Annotated in this window: 20 protein-coding genes; 7 read left to right on the top strand and 13 right to left on the bottom strand. The window is 65.8% G+C overall.

Annotated features, from left to right (window positions below; translation table 11 throughout):
- Positions 1–67: 67 nt before the first annotated feature.
- Genes zwf through pgl form a run of 3 tightly spaced genes read left to right on the top strand, consistent with a single transcriptional unit; the run spans position 68 to position 3,278 of the window.
- Positions 68–1,594, top strand: a complete 1,527-nt coding sequence (gene zwf / locus FOC40_RS05985; protein WP_003796649.1) for a glucose-6-phosphate dehydrogenase — start codon at positions 68–70, stop codon at positions 1,592–1,594.
- Entirely contained in the window at positions 1,591–2,532 is a 942-nt protein-coding gene (locus FOC40_RS05980; protein WP_003796646.1) for a glucose-6-phosphate dehydrogenase assembly protein OpcA, read from the top strand. The genes zwf and FOC40_RS05980 overlap by 4 nt, the downstream gene beginning before the upstream one ends.
- 2 nt (positions 2,533–2,534) lie before the next feature.
- Positions 2,535–3,278 (top strand): 6-phosphogluconolactonase, encoded by a 744-nt coding sequence (gene pgl, locus FOC40_RS05975; RefSeq protein ID WP_003796644.1) that lies wholly within the window; start codon positions 2,535–2,537, stop codon positions 3,276–3,278.
- A gap of 117 nt (positions 3,279–3,395) precedes the next feature.
- Here pgl and secG read toward each other — a convergent pair whose 3' ends face one another.
- From secG to uvrC, 9 genes are all read right to left on the bottom strand, one after another.
- Entirely contained in the window at positions 3,396–3,641 is a 246-nt protein-coding gene (secG, locus tag FOC40_RS05970; RefSeq protein WP_009054898.1) for a preprotein translocase subunit SecG, read from the bottom strand.
- Between the two features lie 162 nt (positions 3,642–3,803).
- On the bottom strand, positions 3,804–4,580 hold the full coding sequence (gene tpiA, locus FOC40_RS05965; protein ID WP_003796642.1) for a triose-phosphate isomerase: 777 nt from the start codon (positions 4,578–4,580) through the stop codon (positions 3,804–3,806).
- Positions 4,581–4,583: 3 nt separating this feature from the next.
- Positions 4,584–5,774: a phosphoglycerate kinase gene (locus FOC40_RS05960; protein ID WP_003796639.1), complete on the bottom strand. Its 1,191-nt coding sequence runs from the start codon at positions 5,772–5,774 to the stop codon at positions 4,584–4,586.
- Between the two features lie 107 nt (positions 5,775–5,881).
- Positions 5,882–6,889: a type I glyceraldehyde-3-phosphate dehydrogenase gene (gene gap / locus FOC40_RS05955; protein WP_039929780.1), complete on the bottom strand. Its 1,008-nt coding sequence runs from the start codon at positions 6,887–6,889 to the stop codon at positions 5,882–5,884.
- A gap of 204 nt (positions 6,890–7,093) precedes the next feature.
- Positions 7,094–8,077 (bottom strand): DNA-binding protein WhiA, encoded by a 984-nt coding sequence (gene whiA / locus FOC40_RS05950; protein ID WP_039929778.1) that lies wholly within the window; start codon positions 8,075–8,077, stop codon positions 7,094–7,096.
- Between the two features lie 44 nt (positions 8,078–8,121).
- Positions 8,122–9,126, bottom strand: a complete 1,005-nt coding sequence (locus FOC40_RS05945; RefSeq protein WP_003796633.1) for a gluconeogenesis factor YvcK family protein — start codon at positions 9,124–9,126, stop codon at positions 8,122–8,124.
- A complete protein-coding gene (rapZ, locus tag FOC40_RS05940) occupies positions 9,126–10,121 on the bottom strand; it encodes an RNase adapter RapZ (RefSeq protein ID WP_003796629.1) in 996 nt (331 codons plus the stop codon). Before rapZ ends, FOC40_RS05945 begins: the two co-directional genes overlap by 1 nt.
- Positions 10,122–10,163: 42 nt before the next feature.
- Positions 10,164–11,387, bottom strand: coding sequence for a formate-dependent phosphoribosylglycinamide formyltransferase (gene purT, locus FOC40_RS05935; protein ID WP_003796625.1), 1,224 nt, complete (start codon positions 11,385–11,387; stop codon positions 10,164–10,166).
- Positions 11,384–13,399: an excinuclease ABC subunit UvrC gene (uvrC, locus tag FOC40_RS05930; RefSeq protein ID WP_039929777.1), complete on the bottom strand. Its 2,016-nt coding sequence runs from the start codon at positions 13,397–13,399 to the stop codon at positions 11,384–11,386. Before uvrC ends, purT begins: the two co-directional genes overlap by 4 nt.
- Positions 13,400–13,585: 186 nt before the next feature.
- Between uvrC and glnA the strand changes: the two genes are divergently transcribed.
- The 3 genes from glnA (at position 13,586) to FOC40_RS05915 (ending at position 18,954) form a co-directional block, all read left to right on the top strand.
- Positions 13,586–15,010, top strand: a complete 1,425-nt coding sequence (gene glnA / locus FOC40_RS05925; protein WP_003796621.1) for a type I glutamate--ammonia ligase — start codon at positions 13,586–13,588, stop codon at positions 15,008–15,010.
- A 115-nt stretch (positions 15,011–15,125) separates the two neighbouring features.
- The gene (locus tag FOC40_RS05920; RefSeq protein WP_003796619.1) at positions 15,126–16,991 is read left to right on the top strand and encodes an AMP-dependent synthetase/ligase; all 1,866 of its coding nucleotides are present in this window, start codon (positions 15,126–15,128) and stop codon (positions 16,989–16,991) included.
- 46 nt (positions 16,992–17,037) lie between these two features.
- Positions 17,038–18,954: an AMP-dependent synthetase/ligase gene (locus FOC40_RS05915; RefSeq protein WP_003796617.1), complete on the top strand. Its 1,917-nt coding sequence runs from the start codon at positions 17,038–17,040 to the stop codon at positions 18,952–18,954.
- A gap of 91 nt (positions 18,955–19,045) precedes the next feature.
- Here FOC40_RS05915 and FOC40_RS05910 read toward each other — a convergent pair whose 3' ends face one another.
- Both FOC40_RS05910 and uvrA read right to left on the bottom strand, forming a co-directional pair.
- Positions 19,046–19,540 (bottom strand): hypothetical protein, encoded by a 495-nt coding sequence (locus tag FOC40_RS05910; protein ID WP_003796615.1) that lies wholly within the window; start codon positions 19,538–19,540, stop codon positions 19,046–19,048.
- Positions 19,541–19,554: 14 nt separating this feature from the next.
- Positions 19,555–22,419 carry an excinuclease ABC subunit UvrA gene (uvrA, locus tag FOC40_RS05905; RefSeq protein ID WP_003796614.1) on the bottom strand — a complete coding sequence of 955 codons (2,865 nt, stop codon included), beginning with the start codon at positions 22,417–22,419 and terminating at the stop codon, positions 19,555–19,557.
- A gap of 57 nt (positions 22,420–22,476) precedes the next feature.
- Here uvrA and FOC40_RS05900 point away from each other — a divergent pair, with 57 nt between their 5' ends.
- Entirely contained in the window at positions 22,477–22,758 is a 282-nt protein-coding gene (locus FOC40_RS05900) for a YciI family protein (RefSeq protein ID WP_003796611.1), read from the top strand.
- 69 nt (positions 22,759–22,827) lie between these two features.
- Here the strand turns inward: FOC40_RS05900 and FOC40_RS05895 are convergent, their stop codons facing one another.
- On the bottom strand, positions 22,828–25,218 hold the full coding sequence (locus FOC40_RS05895) for an HAD-IC family P-type ATPase (protein WP_003796609.1): 2,391 nt from the start codon (positions 25,216–25,218) through the stop codon (positions 22,828–22,830).
- The gene (locus tag FOC40_RS05890; protein ID WP_003796608.1) at positions 25,208–26,206 is read right to left on the bottom strand and encodes a TerC/Alx family metal homeostasis membrane protein; all 999 of its coding nucleotides are present in this window, start codon (positions 26,204–26,206) and stop codon (positions 25,208–25,210) included. Before FOC40_RS05890 ends, FOC40_RS05895 begins: the two co-directional genes overlap by 11 nt.
- Positions 26,207–26,223 lie beyond the last annotated feature (17 nt).

Genomic DNA, 26,223 nt, shown 5'->3' with positions numbered 1-26,223 from the left:
TTCCCCCTGGGGCAAAGCGTTCGGACCACGGCCTCGTCCTTCCCCCTAGCGAACGGAGCGACCACTCGTGACCAACGAGATCCCCACCCTGCGCGATCCCCAGGATCGCAGGCTTCCGCGCATCTCCCCACCGTGTGGCCTCGTCATCTTCGGCATCACGGGCGACCTCGCGCGCAAGAAGCTCCTTCCCGCGATCTACGACCTCGCCAACCGTGGTTTGCTCCACCCGGCGTTCTCGCTCACCGGCTTTGCGCGCCGCGACTGGAGCCCGCAGGACTTCGAGGAATACGTGCGCGCCTCCATCGAGGCGCACACCCGCACCGGCTTCAACGAGGGAACCTGGAACCAGCTGCGTTCGGGACTGCGCTTCGTCTCGGGCACCTTCGACGACCCCGATGCCTACCGCCAGCTGGCCGACACCGTCGCCGAGCTCGACCACTCGCGCGGCACCGGCGGCAACCACGCGTTCTACCTGTCGATTCCACCCTCATACTTCCCGGTCGTGGCCAAGCACCTGTCCGACACAGGCCTCAACAAGCGTCAGGGCCGCGAATGGCGTCGCGTCATCATCGAGAAGCCTTTCGGACACGACCTTGAGTCCGCGCAAGAGCTCTCCGACGTCATCTCGCAGATCTTCGACGAGCAGGACGTCTTCCGCATCGACCACTACCTGGGCAAGGAAACCGTCCAGAACATCATGGCGATGCGCTTCGCGAACGCGATGTTCGAGCCGCTGTGGAAGGCGAACTACGTCGATTCCGTACAGATCACGATGGCCGAGGACATCGGCATCGGAACACGCGCGGGCTACTACGACGGCATCGGCGCGGCCCGCGACATCATCCAGAATCACCTGCTTCAGCTCATGGCGTTGACCGCCATGGAGGAGCCCGTCCACTTCACACCCGAGGAAATCCGGGCGGAGAAGGAGAAGGTGCTTTCCGCAGTGCGCCTGCCCGAGGATCTGGCCATCGATACGGCGCGCGGGCAGTACGCCGGCGGCTGGCAGGGCGGCGATCAGGTGCGCGGTTACCTTGAGGAGGACGGCATTCCGGCCGACTCGACCACCGAGACCTTCGCCGCTATCAAGCTCTTCGTGGACACGCGCCGCTGGGCGGGCGTGCCCTTCTACCTGCGCGCAGGCAAGCGCCTCGGCAAGCGCGTCACCGAGATCGCTGTCATCTTCAAGCGTTCGGCCCACGTGCCCTTCGGCAACTCCGACCTCAGTGAGTCGGGTCAGAACGCGCTCGTTATTCGCGTCCAGCCGGACGAGGGCCTGACCCTCAAGCTTGGTGCGAAGGTTCCGGGCACTTCCATGCAGGTGCGTGACGTGACCATGGACTTCGCCTACGGCCACGCATTCACCGAGGACTCGCCCGAGGCCTACGAGCGCCTCATCCTGGACGCGCTCGTCGGCTCAGCTCCCCTGTTCCCGCACCAGCGTGAGGTCGAGGCCTCGTGGAAGATTCTCGACCCGATCCTGTCCTTCTGGGAGACCCAGGGTCAGCCCGAGCCCTACGCGCCCGGCACGTGGGGTCCCCAATCCGCGCACGACATGCTGGCCCGCGACGGCCGTTTCTGGAGGCTCCCGTGATCATCACCCTGAAGAACACCACGTCGGCCGAGGTCGCCTCCCGCATCGTGGAGCTGCGCGACGAGCGCGGTTCCGCCGCGCTGAGCCGTGTCCTCACGCTGCTCATCTGCGTGCCCGACCTCATCGACGTCGACAACGCGATCGAGGTCTCCGACGCGGTCTCGCGCGAGCATCCCTGCCGGGTGATCGTCATCGTCGAGCCCGAGTCCACCGAGGGCACGGCTCGTCTGAACGCGCAGATCCGCGTCGGCGACGCAGCGGGCCTGTCCGACATCATCATCCTTGAGCCTCGCGGTGAGGCCGCGTCGAACATCGACTCACTCGTCATGCCGCTTCTCCAGTCGGATACGCCGGTCGTCACGTACTGGCCGGTCGTTCCCCCGCAGAACCCGGGCGCACACCCACTTGGTCGCCTCGCGGTCAAGCGCATCACCGATTCGCGCGCAACCGAATGCCCCATGGATACCCTGTCGGCCCTCTCGGCCGTCTACACCCCCGGCGACACTGATCTCGCGTGGGCCGGCGTCACGCTGTGGCGCGCGCTGCTCGCGGCTGTCGCCGAGGACTTTGACCGCCTGCCGGCGTCGATCCGCGTCGCGGGTAACGCGACGCACCCCTCGCCCTTCCTCGTGGCAGCGTGGCTGCATCACCAGCTGGGCGTGCCCGTCGAGCGAGTCGTGGATCCCGAGGCCCTCACAATCACGGACATCACGTTCTTCTTCGACGACGACACGACCGTCTCGCTGTCGCGTAGCGCATCCTCGTCGGTCGCGTGCCTATCGCGCCCGGGCCTTGAGGATCGCTCCGTGAACCTCGCGCGTCGCTCCGTGCAGGACTCCCTCATGGAGGATCTGCGGCGCATGGATCCGGATGTCTACTACGGAGAGCTCCTCACCAAGGAACTCCCGCGGCTAGCTGCTTGCTCCGAGAGTGAGTGACGATGGTGACTGTTCACACGCTTGAGGTCTACCCAACCGTCGAGGACCTGAACGAGGCTGTCGGCCGTGCGTTCCTCGCTCGTCTGAGCACGCTTATCGACGAGGCTGGAGCTGACTCACGCGTCAACGTGGCCATCTCTGGGGGCGCAATCACGACGAGCCTGCTGCCCTCGTTACTTCCGTTTGTTGGCGACGTCGATTGGTCCCGCGTGCGCGCGTGGCTTGTCGACGAGCGTTATGTGCCCGCCGGCAACGAGGATCGCAACGACGATCAGGCGTGGGAGGGCTTCCTCCACGCGGCCTCCGGCGTCGAGTTCATCCGTATGCCGACCTCGGATGCGTCCGCTCCTGGCGCGGGTTCCCTCGACGAGGCGACCGCAGCGTTCGCCGACACGTGGCGGGAGCTCATGGGAGAAGGTTCCTTTGACATCGCACTGATCGGCATGGGCCCCGACGGGCACATCTGCTCACTCTTTCCGGGACGCGTCGACATGGACGAGGCCTCCCCCATTCTGGCGATCCGCAATTCTCCGAAGCCCCCGCCCGAGCGCATCACGGTATCGATGCCAGTTATGCGCGCGTCCGGCGAGGTGTGGCTGACGACGGCGGGTGCAGCGAAGGCGGATGCTCTCGGGCAAGCCTTTGCGGGCGCGTCTCCCCTCACCCTCCCGGTCGCGGGCGTCCTCTCCCCCACGACACGCGTTTACCTTGACGAGGCTGCGGCTGCGCGAATTAAGCTCGCGTAATACTGCAATGTCACCGTGTGGGGCCGTCTTCTTCATGAAGACGGCCCCACACGGGTTGCCGGATAAAAAATGGCTCCCCGCTCACAAGCGGAGAGCCATCTCAGAGGCGAGCTAGCGTCAGGCGCCAAACTTCGCAAGCAGCGCGTAGCCGATGATGCACACCAGCCAGATGAGAAGCGTACCCAGCGTGATGCGGTTCAGGTTACGCTCGGCGACACCGGAGGAGCCGGCCGACGAAGAGATGCCGCCACCGAACATGTCCGACAGACCGCCGCCCTGTCCCTTGTGCATAAGGACGGTCAGGGTCAGCAGGATGCTGGTCAGGAAGATCAGCACGATCAGGACGTTGTTCAAAATGGTCACGGTCAATCCAGTTTCTATCGCAGTTCGCCCCGGATCGGGGCACATATACCTTTAGTCTAACTGAGAATGCCGGTGGGGCCAACCGGCACACCGGTTGGCCCCACCTCGCGTCCGCTCCGACCTGGCTTCAGTGGCTGGGAGGAGTGGGCGCGCGAGCGTTGCTCAGGCGTAGAACGTCGCCATGGCGGCGAAGGAGTCAGCCTTGAGGGACGCGCCGCCGACGAGTCCGCCGTCGACGTCGGGCTGAGCCATGAGCTCCTTGATGTTGTCCGGCTTGGCGGAGCCACCGTAGAGGATGCGGGTGGACTCGGCGGTCTCGGCGCCGAAGTCCTCGGCCAGGGCGGCGCGGATGGCGCCGCACACTTCCTGGGCGTCCTCGGCGGAGGCGGTTTCGCCGGTGCCGATGGCCCAGATGGGCTCGTAGGCGATGACGATCTTGGCGACCTCTTCGGGCTTCCAGCCGGCGAGCGCAGCGCGGATCTGGCCGAGCACGAACTCAACGTAGGTGCCGGCCTTGCGAACCTCGAGGGCCTCGCCGCAGCACAGGATCGGGGTCATGCCGGCGTCGAAGACCTTGCGGGCCTTGGCGCCGACGAGCTCGTCGGACTCGCCGTGGTACTCGCGGCGCTCGGAGTGGCCCATGACCACGTAGGTGACGCCGAGCTTGGTGAGCATCTCGGTGGAGATTTCGCCGGTGTAGGCGCCATTGTCGTGGATCGAGACGTCCTGGGCACCGTACTTGATCTGGAGATCATCGGCATCGACGATGGTCTGGACGGTGCGGATGTCGGTGAACGGCGGGATGACGAGGACCTCGCACTTGGAGTAGTCGTGCTCAGCGTCGGACAGGGCCATTTCCAGGCCCTGGACGAGGTGGTTGGCCTCGAGGTGATCGAGGTTCATCTTCCAGTTGCCGGCCATCAGGGGGGTGCGTGCCATGAGTCAGTCCTCCAGAACTGCGATACCGGGCAGAACCTTGCCCTCGAGGAGCTCGAGGGAGGCGCCACCACCAGTGGAAATGTGGGAGAAGGTGTTCTCGTCGAAGCCGAGCAGGCGCACGGCAGCGGCGGAGTCGCCGCCGCCGATGACGGAGAACATGGAGCCCGTGGAGAGGGCCTCGGCGACGGCGCGCGTACCGCCGGCGAAAGCGTCGAATTCGAAGACGCCCATGGGGCCGTTCCAGGCCACGGTCTTCGCGGTGGCCAGCTTGTCGGCGAAGAGCTTCGCGGACTCGGGGCCGATGTCCAGACCCATCTGGTCGTCGGGGATCGCGTCGACCTTGACGACGGTCGCGGGCGCGTCGGCCGCGAACTCGGGGGCGACGACGACGTCGATAGGCAGCACCAGATCGACGCCGCGCTCGGCGGCCTCAGCGATGTAGCCCTTGACGGTCTCGATCTGGTCTTCCTCGAGCAGGGACTTGCCCACCGAGTGGCCCTGAGCGGCCAGGAAGGTGAAGGCCATGCCACCGCCGATGAAGAGCATGTCGGCCTTCTTCAGCAGGTTGGCGATGACGCCCAGCTTGTCGGAGACCTTGGAGCCGCCGAGGACGACGCCGTAGGGGCGCTCGGGGTCGCCGGTGACCTTGGACAGGGACTCGATCTCCTTGAGGACGAGCAGGCCTGCGGCCGAGGGCAGGATCTTCGCGATGTCGTAGACGGAGGCCTGCTTGCGGTGGACGACGCCGAAGCCGTCGGAGACGAACGCGTCACCGAGCTTGGCGTACTCGCGGGCAAGTTCCTCGCGCTCTTCGTCGACCTTGGAGGTCTCACGAGCGTCGTAGCGGACGTTCTCGAGCAGGGCGATCTCTCCCTCACCCAGGGCGGCGACGGTCTCGGTGGCGGACGGGCCAACGACGTCGGAGGCCAGCGTGACCTTCACGCCGGACAGTTCGGCGAGGCGCGTGGCGACGGGGGCCAGCGAGAAGGCGGGATCGACCTGACCCTTGGGGCGGCCAAGGTGGGCCATGATGACGACCTTTGCACCGGCGTCGGTGAGGGTCTTGAGGGTCGGCAGCGCCGCGCGGATCCGGCCGTCGTCGGTGATGACGCCGTCCTTGAGCGGAACGTTGAAGTCGGAGCGGACGAGGACGCGCTTGCCGCGCAGGTCGCCCAGGGTGGAGATGGTCCTCACGAGGAGTCCTTTCGGTCTGAAGGCGGTGGCGATGTACGAGATGCCCGTGCACGAGCGTGCACGGGCATCTCGCTGATCAGCTCATGGCTGGTGTATCAGCTGTGTGCTCAGGCGAGCTTGGAGCCGATGAGGGCAGTGAGGCGAACGAGAGCGTTCGAGTAGCCCCACTCGTTGTCGTACCAGGACAGGACCTTGACGAGGTTGCCGATAACCTTGGTCTCGGTGGCGTCGAAGATCGAGGTGTGCGGGTCGCCCACGATGTCGGAGGAGACGATCGGATCCTCGGTGTACTTCAGAACACCCTTGAGCTTACCCTCGGCGGCGGCCTTGACGGCAGCCTTGACGGCCTCGACGGACACCTCGTTCTTCGCGATGAAGGTGAGGTCGGTCAGGGAGCCGGTCGGGGTGGGGACGCGGACGGCGAGGCCATCGAACTTGCCCTCAAGCGCGGGCAGAACCAGGGCGACGGCCTGGGCAGCACCGGTCTTGGTGGGGATCATGTTCAGGGCCGCGGCGCGGGCGCGACGCAGATCCGAGTGGGGGGCGTCGAGGACGCGCTGGTCACCCGTGTAGGAGTGGATGGTGGTCATGATGCCGCGCTCGATGCCGAAGTTCTCCTCAAGAACCTTGGCGAGGGGGGCGAGGCAGTTGGTCGTGCAGGAGGCGTTCGACACGATGTTCATCGTGGCGTTGTCGTAGTCAGCCTCGTTCACGCCCATGACGAAGGTGCCGTCGACGTTCTTCGCGGGAGCGGAGATGACGACCTTCTTGGCGCCACCGTCGAGGTGAGCCTTGGCCTTCTCGCCGTCGGTGAAGAAGCCGGTCGACTCAACGACAACCTCGACGCCGAGCTCGCCCCAGGGCAGGTCGGCGGGGTTACGCTGCGCGAGCACCTTGATGTGCTTGCCGTCGACGACGATGCCCTCGTCGTCGTAGGAAACCTCGCCCTGGAAGCGACCCGTGATCGAGTCGTACTTCAGCAGGTGAGCGAGGGTCTTGTTGTCGGTGAGGTCGTTAACGGCAACGATCTCGATATCCGCGCCCTGCTCGAGAGCGGCGCGGAAGAAGTTACGGCCAATGCGGCCGAAGCCGTTGATGCCAACGCGGGTGGTCACTATGTTCCTCCTGCTCGTGCCCACACGGGACACGGTCTTCGATGCAACCGGGCGTGCGGGTTGCCTGCCCGGCCCGCAGATGTCTGCGGTTCCAGCAGTTCCTAATCTACACCTAAAAGCGGACTCAGTCGCAATCCAATTTGAAAATCCGCACGTGGGGTAATTCTCGTTTGGATTGAGACGAAGCGGCAGGAAAAAGGGACCTCAGTCCTCTTCGAGCATGTCGAGGGTAAGCGCGGACTCCGTATCCGGGATGCCGCGTTCGTGCGCGACCTTATCGGCGAGAGCGAGAAGGCGACGGATACGACCGGCGACGGCATCCTTGGTGAGAGGTGGATTCGTGTGCTTGCCGAGCTCCTCAAGGGAGGCCTGCTTGTACTGCAGACGCAGCGTGCCGGCCTCGAGGAGGTGGGCGGGGACGTCGTCTCCGAGGATTTCGAAGGCACGTTCAACGCGGGCACCCGCAGCGACGGCCGCGCGGGCGGAGCGGCGCAGGTTCGCGTCGTCAAAGTTGGCCAGTCGGTTGGCGCTGCCCCGAGCCTCGCGGCGTTCACGCCGCTCCTGCCATGCCTCGAAGGTCTGCGGGGCGCCCATGGCGGAGATCAGCGTGCCGATCGCGTCCGAATCGCGGACGGAGATGCGGTCGGTGCCACGCACCTCCTTGGAGCGAGCAGAGGCGCCGAGTTTGCGCGCACAGCCGACCATCGCGAGAGCCACCTCAGGACCGGGGCACGTGATCTCAAGCGAAGAGGAGCGTCCGGGCTCCATGAGCGAGCCGCGCGCGAGGAAGGCACCGCGCCAGATAGCGGCGGCCTCAGCGGTTCCGGAGGCAACAAGAACCGGGGGCAGGCCGCGCACGGGACGACGGAGGGAATCGACAAGGCCCGTGAGGCGCGCGAGCTCGTCGGCTTTGTGGACGACACGCACGACGTAGCGCTTGCCACGTCGCAGGGAAGAACCGGACACCACGACAACGGAGGACTCGGCGTTGTACAGGGCCTGCAGGTACGTGCGCAGGCGGCGCGCGGCCACGGGCGAGTCAAGCTCGGCCTCGACGAGGATGCGCCCACCCACGAGGTGCAGGCCTCCCGCGAAACGCAGCGTCGCGCTCACTTCGGCAGCGACCTCGGACGGCGTCGTAACGACGGCGCGCGCCAGCTCGTCCTTCATATCAGATGTCAGGGACACGGCTTCTCCAGATATGTCATGCGTTTGTCAGCAGGCAACAGGTTCTAAGGTAACCACGTTTCGGGCTCTCCGACCTCACCAAGGAATCCGTCAAATGCGTCACGCAGCGCGGCGGCGAGGCGCAGCGGGTCGTGGTGCGGGGCTCCGTCACCCGTGCGCACCTGCCGCAACAGGACACGCGCACCCAGTTCTTCGGCGGCCACGATCAGGTCGTCGATGTCGTCACACGCCGTCGGATCCGCGACGATGACGTCAAGCTTGAGCATGGGTGCGTACTCGCGCAAGACGCGCACGTGATCGGCAGTCGACATGAGATCGGTTTCGCCGCGCTGGCGCGCCAGGTTGAGCACAAGCGCGCGGTGGGCGTCGGTCGTGGCAAGCGCGCGGTTAAGCTCTGGCACCAGCAGGTGCGGAATCACGGAGGTGTACCACGACCCGGGTCCCAGGACGACCCAGTCGGCCTCGGAGATAGCTTCGGTGACCGCGGAGGGTACCTCGGGCGCCTCGGGCGTGATACGCACGTGCTCGACGGTACCCGGGGCGACAGCGACCTTGGATTGACCGGACACGACGTAGCGGCGGCCGCCGTCGTTCATATCCGCCTCGATGTCGATCGGCGTCGACGACATGGGCAGGACGCGTCCCTGCGCGCCCAGCAGACGACCGACCCAGTCCAGGCCTTCGACCGGATCCTCGAGAAGCTGCCACAGGCCGGAGATCAGCAGGTTGCCGAGGGCGTGCCCGTTGAGCGGGCCGGTCGTGTCGAGGCGCAGCTGCATGACGTCGCGCCACGTCAGACCCCACTCGGATTCCTCGCAGAGGGACGCCAGCGCCATACGCAGATCACCGGGAGGCAGGATCGGCATCTCCTGGCGCAGTCGGCCGGAGCTACCGCCGTCGTCGGCGACGGTCACGACGGCCGTCAGCGCGCGGGTGATATGGCGCAGCGCCCGTAGGGTCGCGGACAGGCCGTGTCCGCCGCCGAGGGCGACAATGTTTTGGCCGGATTCTCCACGTTGAACCCAGCCGGCTGCATCAAGATAGGGCATCAGTCTCTCCCAATGTCACGGTGCATCACGCGAACCGTGTATCCGTGTGAGCGCAGGCGTTCGGCGATAGCCTCGGAAGAAGCGACGGAGCGGTGCTTTCCGCCCGTGCATCCGACGGCAATCGTGACGAATGGCTTCAATTCTGCCAGATAGCCGCTGAGCATGGGGGCAAGAAGGTCGGCATATCCGAGAGCAAAATCGCGCGCGCCCGGCTGGGAGAGCACGTAGTCGGCGACCGCCTGGTCCTTGCCTGTCAGGTGGCGCAGCTCGTCGACCCAGTACGGGTTCTTCAAGAAGCGCACGTCGACGACGTGATCGGCGTCGAGCGGGAGGCCGTGCTTGAATCCGAAAGACTCGACCGTGACCTGCAGGGGGCGCTCCTCCCCAGCCACGATGTCGCGGATGCGCCTCGTCAGATCGTGGACGCTCATCGTGGAGGTGTCAATGACCTCGTCGGCGGCGCGACGCAGGGGCGCGAGCAGACGCATCTCGGCCTTGATTCCGTCCATGAGGGTGCCAGCGCCCTGGAGGGGATGCGGGCGGCGGTTGGATTCATAGCGGCGCACCAGGGTCTCGGGGCTGGCCTCAAGGAAAATGACGCGGTAGACAATACCCGCGCCTTTGAGCTGCTCGAGTGTGGCGTCAAGCGTGCGGAAGAAGGTACGCGAGCGCACGTCCACGCCGACAGCCAGTCGGTGCACGCCCGCAGCCGGGTCGTTCGACATCATGCCGACGAGAGCGGGCAGCATCGTCGGCGGGAGGTTGTCGACGACGTACCAGTCCAGGTCTTCGAGCGCGCGAGCAGCACCGGTGCGGCCCGCACCCGAGTAGCCGGTGATGATCAGCACCTCGTTGGAGGCGCGCGGCTCGTACTTCACGCGGGCCATGTCACGCACGGCGATGCCCTCGGGGACCGTGGGAGGGTTCTCCTCGTTCATCGACGAGGTCTGGGCCTCGTCTGCGTCGTGAGCGTCCGTGGGTGTGTGCTCGGTCATGGCGTCCTCCTGACGGGTCGGCTGGTCGGGTGATGGGAGGTGTTAGACGGAAGGTGCGGAGGCCTCGTCGATCGCGATGCCGGCAGCGGAGCGCCTGACGATGACTCGCGCTTCCTTCGGCGTGCTCGCAGTGGTGGCGACGACGCCGACCCGCCTGCCGGCACGACTCACCGGCTTGCCGAAGATACGCACGATGTCGGCGGATTCGAGGGCGCGAGCGACGCCGTTGTAGACAGGAACATCGACGGCGCTCGTCGACTTGATGACCGCCGACGCACCCGGGGTGGACTGTGCGGTGGAGACGGGCAGGCCGAGGATGGCGCGTGCGTGCAGCTCAAACTCGGACTGGGCTTGCGTCACCATCGTCACCATGCCGGTGTCGTGGGGGCGGGGCGAGAGTTCGGAGAACCAGACGTCGTCGCCCTTCACGAAGAATTCGACGCCGAAGATGCCGAGGCACGGGCCGTTGCCGGCCTCAGCCAGGGCGTCGGTCACGGCCTTGGCCATCTGTCGTGCGCCCTCGAGGGCCGCCTCGCTCATGGCCATGGGCTGCCAGGATTCGACGTAGTCGCCGCCCTCCTGGCGGTGTCCGATGGGCGCGCAGAAGCTCGTCACGACGCTGCCGGACGCGGCATCCCATGAGCGCACGGTGAGCAGCGTGATCTCGTAGTCGAAGTCAACACCCTCTTCAACGATGACAACGCCGGTCGTGGCTCGCGCGTCCTCCTCGGCGTGTGCCCAGGCGGAGGCGGCCTGCTCGGGACCCGTCACGCGAGACTGACCGTGCCCGGAGGAGGACATCGTGGGCTTGACAAAGGCGGGGTAACCGACCTCGTCGAGAGCCGCGGCCAGCTCGACCTCGCTGCGCGCGAAGCGGAAGGCCGACGTGCGCACGCCAGGCAGGGACGCAGCGAGGTTGCGGATGCGCTGACGGTCCATCGTCGCCTGGACGGCAAAGGCGTTGGGGACGACGCGCACGCCGCGTTCTTCATAGGCGCTCAGCTCGTCTGTCGCGATGGCCTCGACCTCGGGGACGATGAGGTCAACATCGACGCTGTCGAGCACCGCACGCAGAGCCTGCGGGTCGCTCATGTCGAAGACGCGGGATTCGTCCGCCACCTGCATGGCGGGAGCATTGCCATAGGAGTCGCAGGCGATCACCGTGCATCCGTAGCGTTGCAGGGCGATCACGACTTCCTTACCGAGTTCGCCCGATCCCAGCAGCAGCACGCGTGCCGGCAGCGGCACGGGAAGCGTCTTTGTCATGGTGTGTCCTCCCTCGACGATGTCGCTAGCCTATCGCGGATCGTGCGCGCAAGGCCGAGTCCCACGCCCTTGACCTCGGCGATCTGCTCGGGCGTGGCCTCACGAATCCGCTTGACGGAGCCGAAATGTTTGAGCAGCGCGGCCTGGCGTGCGGGTCCAAGCCCTGGGATGGAATCGAGAACCGAGCGGCGCTGCGCCTTCGACCGGCGCTTGCGGTGCTTCGTGATCGCGAAACGGTGGGACTCGTCGCGCAAATACTGCAGGAGGTAGAGAGCCTCCGACGTGCGTGGGAGGATCAGCGGGAAGTCCTCGCCGGGGATCCACACCTCTTCGAGGCGCTTAGCCAGGCCCACGACGGGCACGTCCGCGCCCACCGCGTCAAGGGCGGCTCGGGCAGCATTCACCTGGGGCAGGCCACCATCCACGACGACCAGGTCGGGACGGTAGGAGAATCGCTTGGGGCGCCCGGTCATGGCATCGATCGGGCCGGAAGCGTAGGCGACGCCATCCTCGTCCTCACCGTCGACGCCGGCCTCCTCGGCGAGCAGCCTCGAGAAGCGTCGCGTGAGAACCTCGTTCATCGCGCTCGTGTCGTCGGGGGTGCCGTTTCCGCCCTCACCGCGGATGTTGTAGGTGCGGTAGGCGTCCTTGCGCGGCATACCGTCCTCAAAGACCACCATCGAGGCGACCTGGTTCTCCCCGCCCGTATGTGACACGTCGTAGCACTCGATGCGCAGGGGCGCACCCGGCAGATCGAGGTTCTCGGCAAGCTGCTCGAGCGCCTTCGAGCGCGCCGTAATGTCGCCTGCGCGCTTCGTGCGATGCAGGGCGAGGGCCTGGCGGGCGTTCTCCGTGACCGTATCCATGATCTGGGCCTTCGGGCCGCGCTTGGGCACGTGCACCGACACGGACGCGCCGCGGATCTCGGCCAGCCATCGTGCGATGGTCTCCTTCTCCTCGGGCTCAACGGAGACAAGCACCTCGCGCGGGATTGCGGACGTCGGCGTGTGCGCAACGTCATCCACGCTCACGGCCGCCACCTTGGCTGCCTTCCCGGCCCCGGCCTCGTCCATCGACGCCGAGGAGTACACCTGCTCGAGAAGGCGAGCCATGAGCGCCGCGTCGTCTGCGCCGTCCACGCGCTCAATCACCCAGCCGCGCGTGCCACGGATGCGCCCACCGCGCACGTGAAAAACATGCACCGCAGCGTCCAAGTCATCACTGACGAGCGAGAACACATCCGCGTCCGACCCGTCGTCGAGCACGACCGCGTTTCGCTCCAGCACAGTGCGCAGCGCCTTGACGTCGTCACGCAGCTTCGCCGCACCCTCGAAGTTCAGCTCCATGGAGGCCTGGCGCATCTGCTCCTCCAGGTCACGGATCACCGGGCCCGTGCGCCCCTCCATGAACTGGCACAGCCCCTCCGCGAGCTCGCGGTGCTCCTCCATCGAGATGCGACCCACGCACGGGGCCGCGCACTTGTCGATATAACCGAGCAAACACGGACGCCCCTGCGCCTTCGCGCGCTGAAACACGCCCGCCGAACACGAGCGCATCGGGAAAACGCGCAGTAGCTGATCGATCGTCTCGCGAATCGCCCACACCTGCGTGTACGGGCCGAAGTAGCGCGACCCCACCCGTTTGCGCTCCCGCGTCACCTGCACGCGCGGGAAACGTTCCCCCATCGACACCGCCAGGTAGGGATAGGACTTGTCGTCCTTAAACATCACGTTGAAACGCGGATTGAATTCCTTAATCCACGTGAACTCCAGTGTCAGGGCCTCGACCTCGGAGCGCACGACGGTCCACTGCACGGCGCTCGCGGTCGTCACCATCTGCTGGGTACGCGGGTGCAGGTTCGCCAGGTCCTGGAAGTAGTTGGTGAGGCGATTGCGCAGGTTCTTGGCCTTGCCGACGTAGATGACGCGACCCTGCGGGTCTGAGAATCGGTAGACGCCCGGCGAGGTGGGGATATCTCCCGTGCGGGGTCGGTACGTCGAAGGATCTGCCACACTCCCAGGGTACGAGGCCGGGGCTGGGAGTGCCCGGCACCCACCTCGGGCGTGCTCTATGTCATGAAACATTTGAATAATGAAACCAATACACGCGCACGCCACCTGTGGGCATATACTGGACTTGGTTGCGAATTGACCGATTCTTGACCTTTGAGTACAGCTCTCCCACAAAAAAGGACGTTCATGTTCACCTCAACCCAAGAGGTCGCAGACTTTATCTCCGAGCAGAACATTGAACTCGTCGACGTGCGCTTCTGCGACGTCCCCGGGGTTCAGCAGCACTTTACGATCCCCATGAGCGAGTTCTTGGACGCCGCTTTGTCGGACGGCCTCATGTTCGACGGCTCCTCAGTGCGCGGATTCACCGCCATCCACGAGTCCGACATGAAGCTCATCCCGGACATCTCCTCCGCGTTCGTCGATCCGTTCCGCGATCGCAAGACCCTGGTCGTGAACTTCTCGATCGTCGATCCGTTCACCGATGAGCCCTTCTCGCGCGACCCGCGCCAGGTCGCCGCCAAGGCCGAGGCCTACCTGCGTTCGACCGGCATCGCGGACGAGTGCTTCATCGGCGCCGAGGCGGAGTTCTACCTCTTCGACGACGTGCGCTACCAGGTCACCCCGCACAACACCTTCTTCTCCGTCGACTCCCCCGAGGCGTACTGGAACACCGGTCGCGCCGAAGAGGGCGGCAACATGGGCTACAAGGTGCCCATCAAGGGCGGCTACTTCCCCGTCTCCCCCGCCGACAAGTACGCGGACGTGCGCGACGAGATGAGCCGCCTCCTCGAAGAGGTTGGCCTGACGATCGAGCGCGCCCACCACGAGGTTGGCTCGGGCGGCCAGCAGGAGATCAACTACCGCTTCGCGACGCTGCAGACTGCGGCCGACGACATGATGAAGTTCAAGTACGTCATCAAGAACTCCGCCCTCGAGTTCGGCCACTCCGCAACCTTCATGCCCAAGCCCCTGTTCGGCGACAACGGTTCGGGCATGCACACGCACATCTCGCTGTGGAAGAACGGCGAGCCGCTGTTCTACGACGAGCGCGGCTACGGATCCCTGTCCGACACGGCCCGCTGGTTCATCGGCGGCCTGCTCGAGCACGCGCCCGCGCTCCTCGCCTTCACGAACCCGTCGGTGAACTCCTTCCGACGCCTGGTTCCCGGCTTTGAGGCCCCGATCAACCTCGTGTACTCGGCGCGCAACCGCTCCGCGTGCATCCGCATCCCCGTGACGGGCACGTCGCCCAAGGCCAAGCGCGTGGAGTACCGTGTGCCGGACCCGAGCGCGAACCCCTACCTGGCGTTCTCCGCGTGCCTCATGGCGGGCATCGACGGCATTAAGCGCCGCATCGAGCCGGCCGCGCCGATCGACAAGGACCTCTACGAGCTGCCCCCAGCCGAGTATCAGGACATCGCGAAGCTGCCCAGCTCGCTTGAGGCTGCTCTCGACGCGCTGCGCGAGGACCACGAGTTCCTCACCGAGGGCGACGTCTTCACGCAGGACCTCATCGACACGTGGCTCGAGTACAAGGAGACCAACGAGGTCGCCCCCATGCGCGCCTACCCGCACCCCTACGAGTACCAGATGTACTACGACCTGTGATCTAATCGTCACTCAGTGGCCCCCACCCCGATTAAGGGGCGGGGGCCGCGCCACAACCAGTAGACTCTCATCGAACCTGTTGTTCAGCCTTTGAACCGATATCCCGGAGGACACGATGAAGCGGATGCGCGATGGCTCGTACACGATCAAGCCAACCTACAAGGTTGGCGAGCACGACATCGTGCCCGACATGCTGGCCAAGCGAGCGCTCCTGCACCCCGGCCAGGTGGCGGTCGAACAGCGCTCTTCCGTCGGCTCCATCCGCTCCCTGACCACGAGCGAGCTTCAGCGTCAGGTCGAGTACACAGCCTGTGGCCTCATCGGCCTCGGGGTGCAGGCGGGTGATGCGGTCGCGATCCTGGCCCCGACCTCGTACGAGTGGCTCCTCCTCGACCTCGCGCTCCTGTCCATCGGTGCGATCACCGTCCCGATCTACGAATCGGACTCCGCCGCCCAAATCCAGCACATCCTCACCGACGCCCACGTTACCCGGGTCTTCACCGCTACGACCCAGCAGGCCGAACTCGTGCACTCCGTCGCCCCCGAACACACGGTTTCGGTCGATTCCTTCGACCGCGGAGCCCAGCGCCTGATCGCCCGCGCCGCCGCCGGCATCACCATCGAGAACGTCCAGCAGCGCCGAGCGGCCATCTCCTCCTCGGATATCGCCACCATCATCTACACCTCGGGAACGACCGGGAACCCCAAGGGCGTAGCCCTCACCCACGCGAACTTCGTGGCCACCGCGCTCGGCGCACGCCAGATCCTCAGCGAGGTTATCGACTCCCCCGAGACCCGCCTGCTCCTCTTCCTCCCCGTTGCCCACGTCCTCGCGCGCCTCGTCATGCACGTGATCCTGTCGGGCCAGGGCGTCCTCGGATTCTCGCCCAGCATCAAGAACCTGCTGCCGGACATTCAGGCCTTCAAGCCCTCCGTGCTCCTCGTCGTCCCCCGCGTCCTCGAGAAGGTCTACAACGCGGCCTCCTCCAAGGCGGGCGGCGGCTTCAAGGGCCGCATGTTCGCGTGGAGCGCCAAGCAGGCACGCACCTTCTCCGTCGCCTCCGCGAAGACCTTCGGCCCCGGCCTGTTCAAGAAGATGCGCCACGGCATCGCCGACGCCCTCGTCCTCAAGAAGATCCGCTCGGTCCTGGGCCCCAACCTGCGCTACATCGTCTCCGGCGGCGCACCCCTGGCCACCGACCTCGCCCACTTCTACGCCGGCATGGGCATCACCCTCATCCAGGGCTACGGCCTGTCCGAGACCACCGGCCCGATCTCCGTCCAGCACATCGGCAAGAACCCCGTCGGCGGCGTCGGACTGCCCCTGCCCGGCAACTTCATCAAGATCGCTAAGGACGGCGAGATCCTCGTGCGCGGCCAGTCCGTCATGCCCGGCTACTACCACCTGCCCGAGCAGACCGCCGAGGTCATGCCCGACGGCAAGTGGTTCCACACCGGAGACCTGGGCTCGATCGATCGCAAGGGCCAGCTGACCATCACGGGCCGCAAGAAGGAACTCATCGTCACCGCGGGCGGCAAGAACGTCTCCCCCGAGGTCCTCGAGGACTCCCTGGCCACGCACCCACTCATCGCGAACGTCATCGTCGTCGGCGATCAGCGCCCCTACGTGGGCGCGCTCTTCACCCTCGACGCCGACATGCTGCCCGACTGGCTGGCCAAGCACGGCCTGCCGCAGTGCTCGCCCACCGAGGCGGCCGAGCTACCCGCCGTACGCGAGTCTCTCGAGAAGGCCGTCGAGCGCGCCAACAAGGCCGTCTCCCGCGCCGAGTCGATCCGTAAGTTCCGCATCATCGACGCCACCTTCACCGTCGAGAACGGCTACGTGACACCGTCGATGAAGCTGCGCCGCCGCAAGGTCATCGCCGACTACGCCCACGAGATCGACGCGCTGTACGGCGGTCCTGTCTCCGCCGAGCAGCGCACGAAGCGCGGGCTTTTCGGCCGCGCCAAGAAGAACTGATCCAACCGCGCACGGCGCACCGCGCCCACCCCACGAAAGGACCGCAATGACGGTACGCAGGCTCGCCGACGGCTCATGGGAGTCAATCGCGACCCGAGAAGCCACCGAGGACATGAACCTGCCGAAGATGCTCCACCAGCGCGTGGCATCTCACCCCGGGCAGGTCGCGATCGAGCGCCGTTCCAACGTCGGTACGTGGCGTCACGTCACGATGGAGGCCTTCCTCGGCGAGGCCGACTCGATTGCGCGTGGCCTCATCGGCATCGGGCTCGAAGCCGGCGACCACCTGGCGATCCTGGCCCCCACCTCCTACGAGTGGGCGCTCATCGACGTGGCCGCGCTATCCTGCGGTGCCATCACCGTGCCGATCTACGAGACGGACTCGGCCTCGCAGATCGCGCACATCCTGGCCGACGCCGACGTGCGCATCGTCATCACGGCCACCACGCAGCAGGCCGAGCTGGTCGAGTCCGTGCGTACCGACGGCGTGCGCCATATCCTCTCCCTGGACCGCGGCGCCGAGCGCGTCCTGACCAGTGCCGCACAGGGCGTGAGCGTTGAGCAGGTGCGCGAGCGCACCGACGCCGTCAAGCTGAGCGACGAGGCGACGGTCATCTACACCTCCGGCACGACCGGCATGCCCAAGGGCGTCGTGCTCACGCACGGCAATTTCATCTCGCCGATGCTGCAGGCGTACGACTTCCTGCCCCTCCTCATTAACGACCCGAAGTCGCGTTCCCTGCTCTTCCTGCCGGTCGCCCATGTGCTCGCACGTTTCGTCATGTACTGCCTGCTCGCAGGCCAGGGCGTCACCGCATTCTCCCCCGACACGCGCAACCTGGTCAACGACATCGCGACCTTCAAGCCAACAATGCTCCTCGTTGTCCCGCGAGTCATGGAGAAGGTCTACAACGCCGCGGCGGCGAAGGCTGGCGGCGGCATGAAGGGCCGCATGTTCGCTTGGGCCGCCAAGCAGGCGCGCGCCCTGTCCAAGGCCACCGCCTACATGGATTCTCCCCTGCCCGAGTCCGCCGTTGCCGGTCCCGGCCCGGACACGACGCCCATTCCCGACGCCTCCGCGATGCCCTCACCCGGTCCGTCGACCGCGCTCAAGCTGCGCGGCCGCGTCGCCGACGCGCTCGTCCTGTCGAAAGTCCGCGCGATCCTGGGCCCGAACCTGCACACGATCATCTCGGGTGGCGCTCCCCTGGCCCTCGACCTGGCGAACTTCTATCGCGGCCTGGGCATCACGCTGCTGCAGGGCTACGGCCTGTCCGAGACGACCGGCCCGATCTCCGTGGAGACGCCGCAGGACTTCCCGCCGGACTCAGTGGGCTTCCCGTGGCCGGGCAACCGCATGAAGATCGCTCCCGACGGCGAGCTGCTCGTTCAGGGTATCTCCGTGTCGAAGGGCTACCACAACCTGCCCGAGGCCACGGCTGAGGCCTACATCGACGGCTGGTTCAAGACCGGCGACCTCGCCTCCATCGACGATCGTGGCCACCTTCGGATCACGGGCCGCAAGAAGGAACTCATCGTCACCGCGGGCGGCAAGAACGTCTCGCCCGAGATCCTCGAAGAGTCCCTGTCGACGCACCCGCTCATCGCGAACATCATCGTAGTCGGCGATAACCGCCCGTACATCGGCGCACTCATAGCCCTGGACACGGAGATGCTCCCCGAGTGGCTCGCGGCCCACGGCCTGCCCGTCGTGGACGCGGCGCAGGCCGCAAACCTGCCCGAGGTGCGCGACTCGCTCGAGAAGGCGATCGCCCGCGCCAACAAGGCGGTCTCTCGTGCCGAGTCGATCCGCCGCTACCGCATCGTCAATGCTGCCTTTACCGTAGAGAACGGCTACATGACCCCCTCCCTGAAGCTCAAGCGCCACCGCGTCTTGGCCGACTACGCCGACGAGGTCGACGCCCTGTACGCTTCGGGCGAGGCAGAGAAGAGCCAGGAGTAACCCGCCAACCTGCCCGGTGATTGCGCACCAACAAAGCGGCCCCGGCCTCGTGCAATGACGAGATCGGGGCCACTTCGTGCGTTGACGCCTCCTAATCCCGGCTATTGCGACCAGCGACGAATGCGCAGAAGAGAGCGAGGAGGACAGCGACGCCCGCGACGGGCAGCGGAATCCAGTACGCCAGACGGTAGGCAAACTCCATGATTGCGGCGATCGCCATCGCGACCACCAGGAACAGGTGGAAGGCCCGCGACCACAGGAATCCGCTCGATCCACCGCTCCACAGAGACATGAGCGTCATCAGCAAGAAGACGAACGCAACCGTATAGAGCACGCCCACCATGCCCATCAGCCACGTATGCCGGGCCTCGGCTTGCACGAGAACACACAAGCTCAGGTTTCCGATGCCCGCCACAAAGCCGCAGCTCAGGCCAAAGACGCGCGATCGACCGACCCCGCGTGCCATGAGCGCGGAGATCGTGAGCGCGGCTGCGACGCCCATGAGCACAATGACGATTAGGTGGACCCAAGCTGGCCAGTAGTACATGTGGCCGAAATAGCGGTAACCAGGAACCATAAGGCCCATCCTAACCGTTCAGGCTACTGGGCAGCTGCGTCGCGCGCGGCCTCCTTCGCGAGAACCTCGGCGAGGTACTGGCCGGTGAAGGATTCCCCGACCTTCGCGACCTCCTCGGGCGTGCCCTGCGCGACGACCGTGCCTCCTCCAGCGCCGCCTTCGGGACCCATGTCGATGATCCAGTCGGCGCTCTTGATGACGTCCAGGTTGTGCTCAATGACGATGACAGTGTTGCCCTTGTCAGCGAGCGACTGGAGGACCAGGAGGAGCTTGCGGATGTCTTCGGAGTGCAGGCCGGTCGTGGGCTCGTCGAGCACGTACACCGTGCGTCCGGTCGAGCGTCGCTGCAGCTCGGAGGCCAGCTTCACGCGCTGCGCCTCACCGCCCGACAGGGTCGTGGCGCTCTGGCCGAGGCGCACGTAGCCCAGGCCCACCTCGACGAGCGTGTTGAGGTGGCGGGCGATGCGAGAGATCGGTGCGAAGAACTGCGCGGCCTCGGCGATCGGCATGTCGAGGACGTCCGCGACGGTCTTGCCCTTGTACTCGACCTCGAGGGTCTCGCGGTTGTAACGTGCGCCGTGGCAAACCTCGCAGGGCACGTAGACGTCGGGCAGGAAGTTCATCTCGATCTTCAGGGTACCGTCGCCCTTGCATGACTCGCAGCGTCCGCCCTTGACGTTGAAGGAGAAGCGTCCCGGACCGTAGCCGCGTACCTTCGCCTCCTGCGTCTCAGCGAATAGCTTGCGGATCTGATCCCACACGCCGGTGTAGGTCGCCGGATTCGAGCGCGGCGTCCGACCAATCGGGCTCTGGTCAACATGCACGACCTTGTCGAGCTGTTCGATACCCGTAATCGTGCGGTGGCGGCCGGGCACCATGCGCGCGCCGTTGAGGCGCGAGGCGAGGGTGCGATACAAGATGCCGTTGACGAGCGTCGACTTACCGGAACCAGACACGCCGGTGACGGCAGTGAGCACGCCGAGCGGGAAGGACACGTCAACGTTCTTCAGGTTGTTTTCGCGAGCACCCTTGACGGTCACCACGCGCTTCTTGTCGATCGGGCGGCGGGTCGGAGGCAGGACGATGCGGCGCTTGCCCGACAGATACTGGCCGGTCAGCGACTTGCGGTTCTCCAACAGTTCCGACAGCGGGCCCGAGTGCACGACCCAGCCGCCGGTCTCGCCGGCACCGGGGCCAATGTCGACGATCCAGTCGGCGGCCTCCATCGTCTCCTCGTCGTGCTCGACGACGATGAGCGTGTTGCCCAGGTCCCTCAGGCGCTCGAGGGTGGCGATGAGCTTGCGATTGTCGCGCTGATGCAGGCCGATCGAAGGCTCATCGAGGACGTAGAGGACACCGACGAGGCCGGAGCCGATCTGCGTGGCCAGGCGGATACGCTGCGCCTCGCCGCCCGAAAGAGTGCCCGCACCGCGCGACAGCGTCAGGTAGGTGAGGCCGACGTCGACGAGGAAGGCCAGGCGGGCCTCGATCTCCGTGAGGATGGGCGCGGCAATCGAGCGGGCGCGCTGCTCGAGCTCGACGTCCGTGAGGAACGCGCGCGCGTCCGCGATCGACATGTCGGACAGCTCCGCGATCGACTTGTCGCCGATGCGCACGGCCAACACCTCCGGGCGCAGGCGCGCACCGTGGCACGTCGGGCACGGGATCTCGCGCATGTAGGAGTCGAGCTTTTCGGACACTGCCGCGGACTCGGTTTCCTCGCGCTTGCGCTCGATGTACTTGACGGCGCCCTCGAAGCCCGTCGTATAGGAGCGCTCGCGACCCCAGCGGTTACGGAACTTGACCGTGACCTCGTAGTCCTTGCCGTACAGGACCGCGTCCTTGACCTTCTTCGGCAGGGACTTCCACGGCGTGCCCATAGCGAAGCCCAGTTCCTTGGAGAGGGATTCGAGGAGCTTCTTGTGGTACTTGAAGTTCGAGTTCCAGGGGATGACCGCGCCGTCGGCGAGGGAGAGCTCCTCGTCGGGGACGACCAGCTCGGGGTCAACCTCGAGGCGGAAGCCAAGGCCCGCGCAGTCGGGGCAGGCGCCGTAGGGGGCGTTGAAGGAGAAGGTCCGCGGCTCGATCTCATCGAGCATCAGCGGGTGATCATTGGGACACGAGCGCTTCTCGGAGAAGCGGCGGCGACGCTCCGGATCCTCGGCATCCAGGTCGACGCAGTCGATGACGACGAGTCCATCCGACAGGCGCAGGGCTGTCTCGACGGAATCCGTGAGGCGCTGTCGCATACCTTCGCGAACGACGAGACGGTCGACGACGACCTCGATCGTGTGCTTAAGCTTCTTCTCCAGCTTGGGTGCGTTCTCGAGGCGAACCATCTCATCGTCGATGATCGCGCGCGTGTAACCCTCGGAGCGCAGTTCGTCGATGAGGTCCTGGTACTCGCCCTTACGGCCACGCACGACCGGGGACAGCACCTGGAATCGCGTGCCCTCGTCCATCGTGCGCACGCGGTCGACGATCTGCTGGGGAGTCTGCGCCTGAATGCGGGCGCCACACTCGGGGCAGTGTGCGACGCCGGCGCGGGCATAGAGCAGGCGCAGGTAGTCGTGAATCTCCGTAATCGTGCCCACCGTCGAGCGCGGGTTACGCGAGGTCGACTTCTGGTCGATGGAGACCGCGGGCGACAGGCCTTCGATAAAGTCCACGTCCGGCTTGTCCATCTGTCCGAGGAACTGACGGGCGTAGGACGAGAGGGACTCGACGTAGCGGCGCTGTCCTTCGGCGAAAATCGTGTCGAAGGCGAGGGAGGACTTCCCGGATCCCGACAGGCCGGTGAAGACGATCATGGAGTCGCGGGGCAGCTCGAGGTTCACGTCCTTGAGGTTGTGTTCGCGGGCACCCTGGATGATTAGCTTGTCATGCACCCCTCGATCCTAGCCGCCCCCTAGGCAAAAGGGCGGATGGGGGCTAGTGTTGTGCGTATGGCATTCTACGCAGTCGAATACGTGTACAACCCCTCGATGACCGAGACGATGGACGAGGTCCGCCCAACGCACCGCGCGTTCCTTTCCGGCCTGCTCGAACAGGGAGTCAACATCGCCTCAGGCCCCCTCGTTGGCGAGATCCCCGGCGCCCTGATCCTCATCAACGCCGAGAGCCAGGCCGACGTCGAGCGCATCCTCAACGAGGATCCCTTCTACGTCGCTGAAGTCATCCAGGCGCGCCTGATCCGCGAGTGGAACCCCGTCATTCGGGCGTTCTGATCGCAGCAAACGAACGAGGCCGGGGCCGGGTTCACACCCGACACCGGCCTCGACTCGTATCGGGCGCTCTCAGCCCTCCAAGGAGCGAGCGAACTGGCGCGCGTAGAAGATGCGCTGAGCGACCTCGGTGAGGAGGGCGGCGCAGGCGCCGACGCTCAGGATCACGAGCCACTCGTAACCCGTCGGCGCAACCATCGAGAAGAAGTGGCGCACGGGCGGGATGAGCACGCCGCCCACGGTCGCCGAAATGACGCTCACGAGGAGCACCCACTTCCAAGTCGAGAGCGGGCGCGACGTGATGACGAGCAGCCAGATGGCCCCCAGCATGAGGGAGAGGATCGCGGCGGTGGACTCGCGCGCCTGCGGAGGGCCGTCGACGATACCGAAGGCGGTGAGGGCAGCCGCCGCGAGGATGATACCCGTGGGCATTGCGAGCGACAGCGTGCGCTTCAAGAAACCGGGCACGTAGCGACGCGGGTTCGGCCACAGCGCCAGGAAAAACGCGGGAATACCGATGGTCAGCGAGTCGATGTAGCTGAACTGGCGGGGCAGGAACGGGTAACGCCAGCCGACCAGGGCCGTAACGATAACGAGGACGGCGGCGTAGGTGGTCTTCGCCAGGAACAGCGAGGACACGCGTTCCATGTTGGCGATAATACGGCGGCCTTCGGACAGGACACCGGGCAGGACAGAAAACTTCGAGTCCACGAGAACAATCTGCGCGACGGCCTTCGTGGCCTGCGTGCCGTTCCCCATCGCGATACCCAAGTCGGCGTCCTTGAGCGCGAGGGCGTCATTCACGCCATCTCCCGTCATCGCCACGCAGTGATCGCGTGCCTGGAGCGCGCCAACCATCGCACGCTTCTGCTCGGGAGTCACGCGCCCGAACACGTCGTGGTTCTCGATCGCATCGATGAATGCCTCAGAGGTCAGGTCTTCAGGCAGATCGCGCGCGTCCATGAGGCGCGCGGGCGTACCGTCGGGCGCGGTCAGGCCAGCCTGCGCGGCCAGAGCGCCCACCGTCGTCGGGTTGTCACCCGAAATGACGCGGACGTGCACATCCTGGGAACGGAAGTAGTCGAGAGTCTCGGCGGCGTCAGGGCGCAGGTCCTCCTCGAGGACCACAAGGGCGGTAACCGAACGGCGTGCGGGCAGCTCGTCATCGACCACAGCCTCGTCGGCGTGGACGAGGGCCACCACGCGGGAGCCCTCCTGCGCGATGCCGCGCACCTTGGCGAGGAGCTCGGCGTTGGCGGCCGAGGCCTCGTCGATGACGAACTCGGGGGCGCCGAGGATCCAGGATTCGTGCCCGCTCCCCCACGCACTCCACTTGCGGGCCGAGGAGAAGGGGACGGACCACTCAATCCGATCGGACGCGCCGGAGCGCTCAGATTCGCCCAGGTGCTCCCAAATGGCTTCCGCTGTCGCGTTGGTACGGTCGCTCGCGGCGCTCGCCAGTGCGCGAAGCACCACGACTTCGTCACCGGAAACGACCTCGACGCCCCGCACGCGAATGCCGCCGGTGGTGAGCGTGCCCGTCTTGTCGAGGCACAGGCAGTCCACGCGCGCGAGGACCTCAACGGCGGGAAGTTCCTGGACGAGTACACCGCGGCGTGCCAGCGTTGCCGATCCGATCGCGAAGTTCATCGACGTCAGGAGCACCAGGCCCTGCGGGATCATGCCGATCACCGAGGCGACCGAGAGCACGAGGGCCTCGCGCCAGTCTCCCCCGTGACCGCCGGCGATGCGATTCTGCGAGTAGAAGGTCAGCACGACGATGGGAAGCAGCATGACGGAGACGACCTGCAGCACCCGGTTGATCGACGTCTGGATCTCCGAGACCGTACGCGTGAAGGCACGCGCCTGCTCGGACAGGCCCTGCGCGTAGACGCGCTCGCCCACAGCGGTGGCCACCATGCGGCCAGCACCCGCAACGACGCTCGTGCCGGCCAACAGCTGATCTCCCTGCTTCTTCTTCACCGGGCGCGACTCGCCGGTCAGCAGCGACTCATCGATTTCGAGGCCCGCCGAGGACAGGACCGTACCGTCCACGCTCACCTGATCGCCGAGCGTCAGATCGATGACGTCGTCGAGCACAACGTCACGTGCGGGAACAACCGACAGGGTGCCGTCGCGCAGGACGGTCGCCTGCGGAGCATCGACGATCGCGAGCGAGTCGAGGGTTCGCTTGGCACGCAGCTCAGAAACGATGCCGATCACCGCGTTGATGATCATGACGCCACCGAAAATGCCATCACGCAGGTCACCGAACAGCAGCACGATGATCGACGCAGCGACGATAATCCCGTTGAACAACGTCAGGACGTTCTCGCGGATGATCGACGCCACCGACCGAGACGTACGATCCTTCACCCGGTTGACCGCGCCGCGCGCGACGCGCTCGGCAACCTCGGCGGCGGTCAGACCATGTTCATCAATCGTCAGGCTGTCAGCGCTCATCGGCACCCTCCTCGTCCATCGCGCTGCGCACCAGCGACGCAATCACGGTGATCACCAGAGTCACGACGATGACTCCCAGCGACACAGACACCGAAATCTCCGGCGCCCACTCGACCCCGCGGCCGCCGTTGATAAACGGCAACGTGTTGGCATGCAGGGCCTCAAGAATCAGCTTAATGCCGATAAAGCTCAGGATGACGCCGAGACCGTAACCCAGGTACACGAGCTTGCCGAGGAGCGCGTCCACCAGGAAGAACAGCTGTCGCAGCCCCATGAGTGCAAACACGTTGCACGCAAACACCAGGAATGCCTGCGATGTGATGCCGAAGATCGCGGGGATCGAGTCGAAAGCAAACATGAGGTCGGCAGACCCCAGGGCCAGCACGACGACGAACAGCGGGGTGAGGTACGTGCGCCCACCGTGACGGTACAGCATGCGGTCGCCGATAAAGCCGTCCGTGATGGGCAGGACTCGGCGTACGAGGCGGATGAAGGCGTTCTCCTCGTACTCCTCCTCGTCGCCGCCACCGGTCGCGGTCTCCTTAATCTGCGAGAAAGCAGTCCACAGCAGCCATACGCCGAAAATGAAGAACACCCAGGAGAAGCGCGCCACCAGCGCGGCACCCAGCAGAATGAACACGAGGCGCAACAGCAGTGCGATGACGATGCCGAAGAGCAGCGCCTTCTGCTGGTTCTCTCGCGGGACCCTGAATGCTTTCAGGATCAGGATGAACACGAAAAGGTTGTCCACGGACAGCGACCATTCCATCGCCCATCCCGCGTAGAACTCCTGGGCGTACAGCCACCCGTTGGTGAGCCAGATTCCGACGCCGAAGACGGCCGCCAACCCCACGTAGAACAGCGTCCAGCGCGCCGCCTCGGCAGCGGTCGGCGGATGGGGATTACGGGCGTGCCCAAGGAAATCGAGCGCAACCAGACCGATGGCAACGAGGGCCAGAATGCCCCACGCCCACGGGTGAACAACCATGTGTACCTCTTAACTAT

Source organism: Schaalia odontolytica (assembly GCF_009730335.1).
GTDB classification, from domain to species: Bacteria; Actinomycetota; Actinomycetes; order Actinomycetales; family Actinomycetaceae; genus Pauljensenia; species Pauljensenia dentiphila.
Note: the sequence above shows the minus strand (reverse complement) of the source record. Positions and strands in the feature narration are given on the sequence as shown.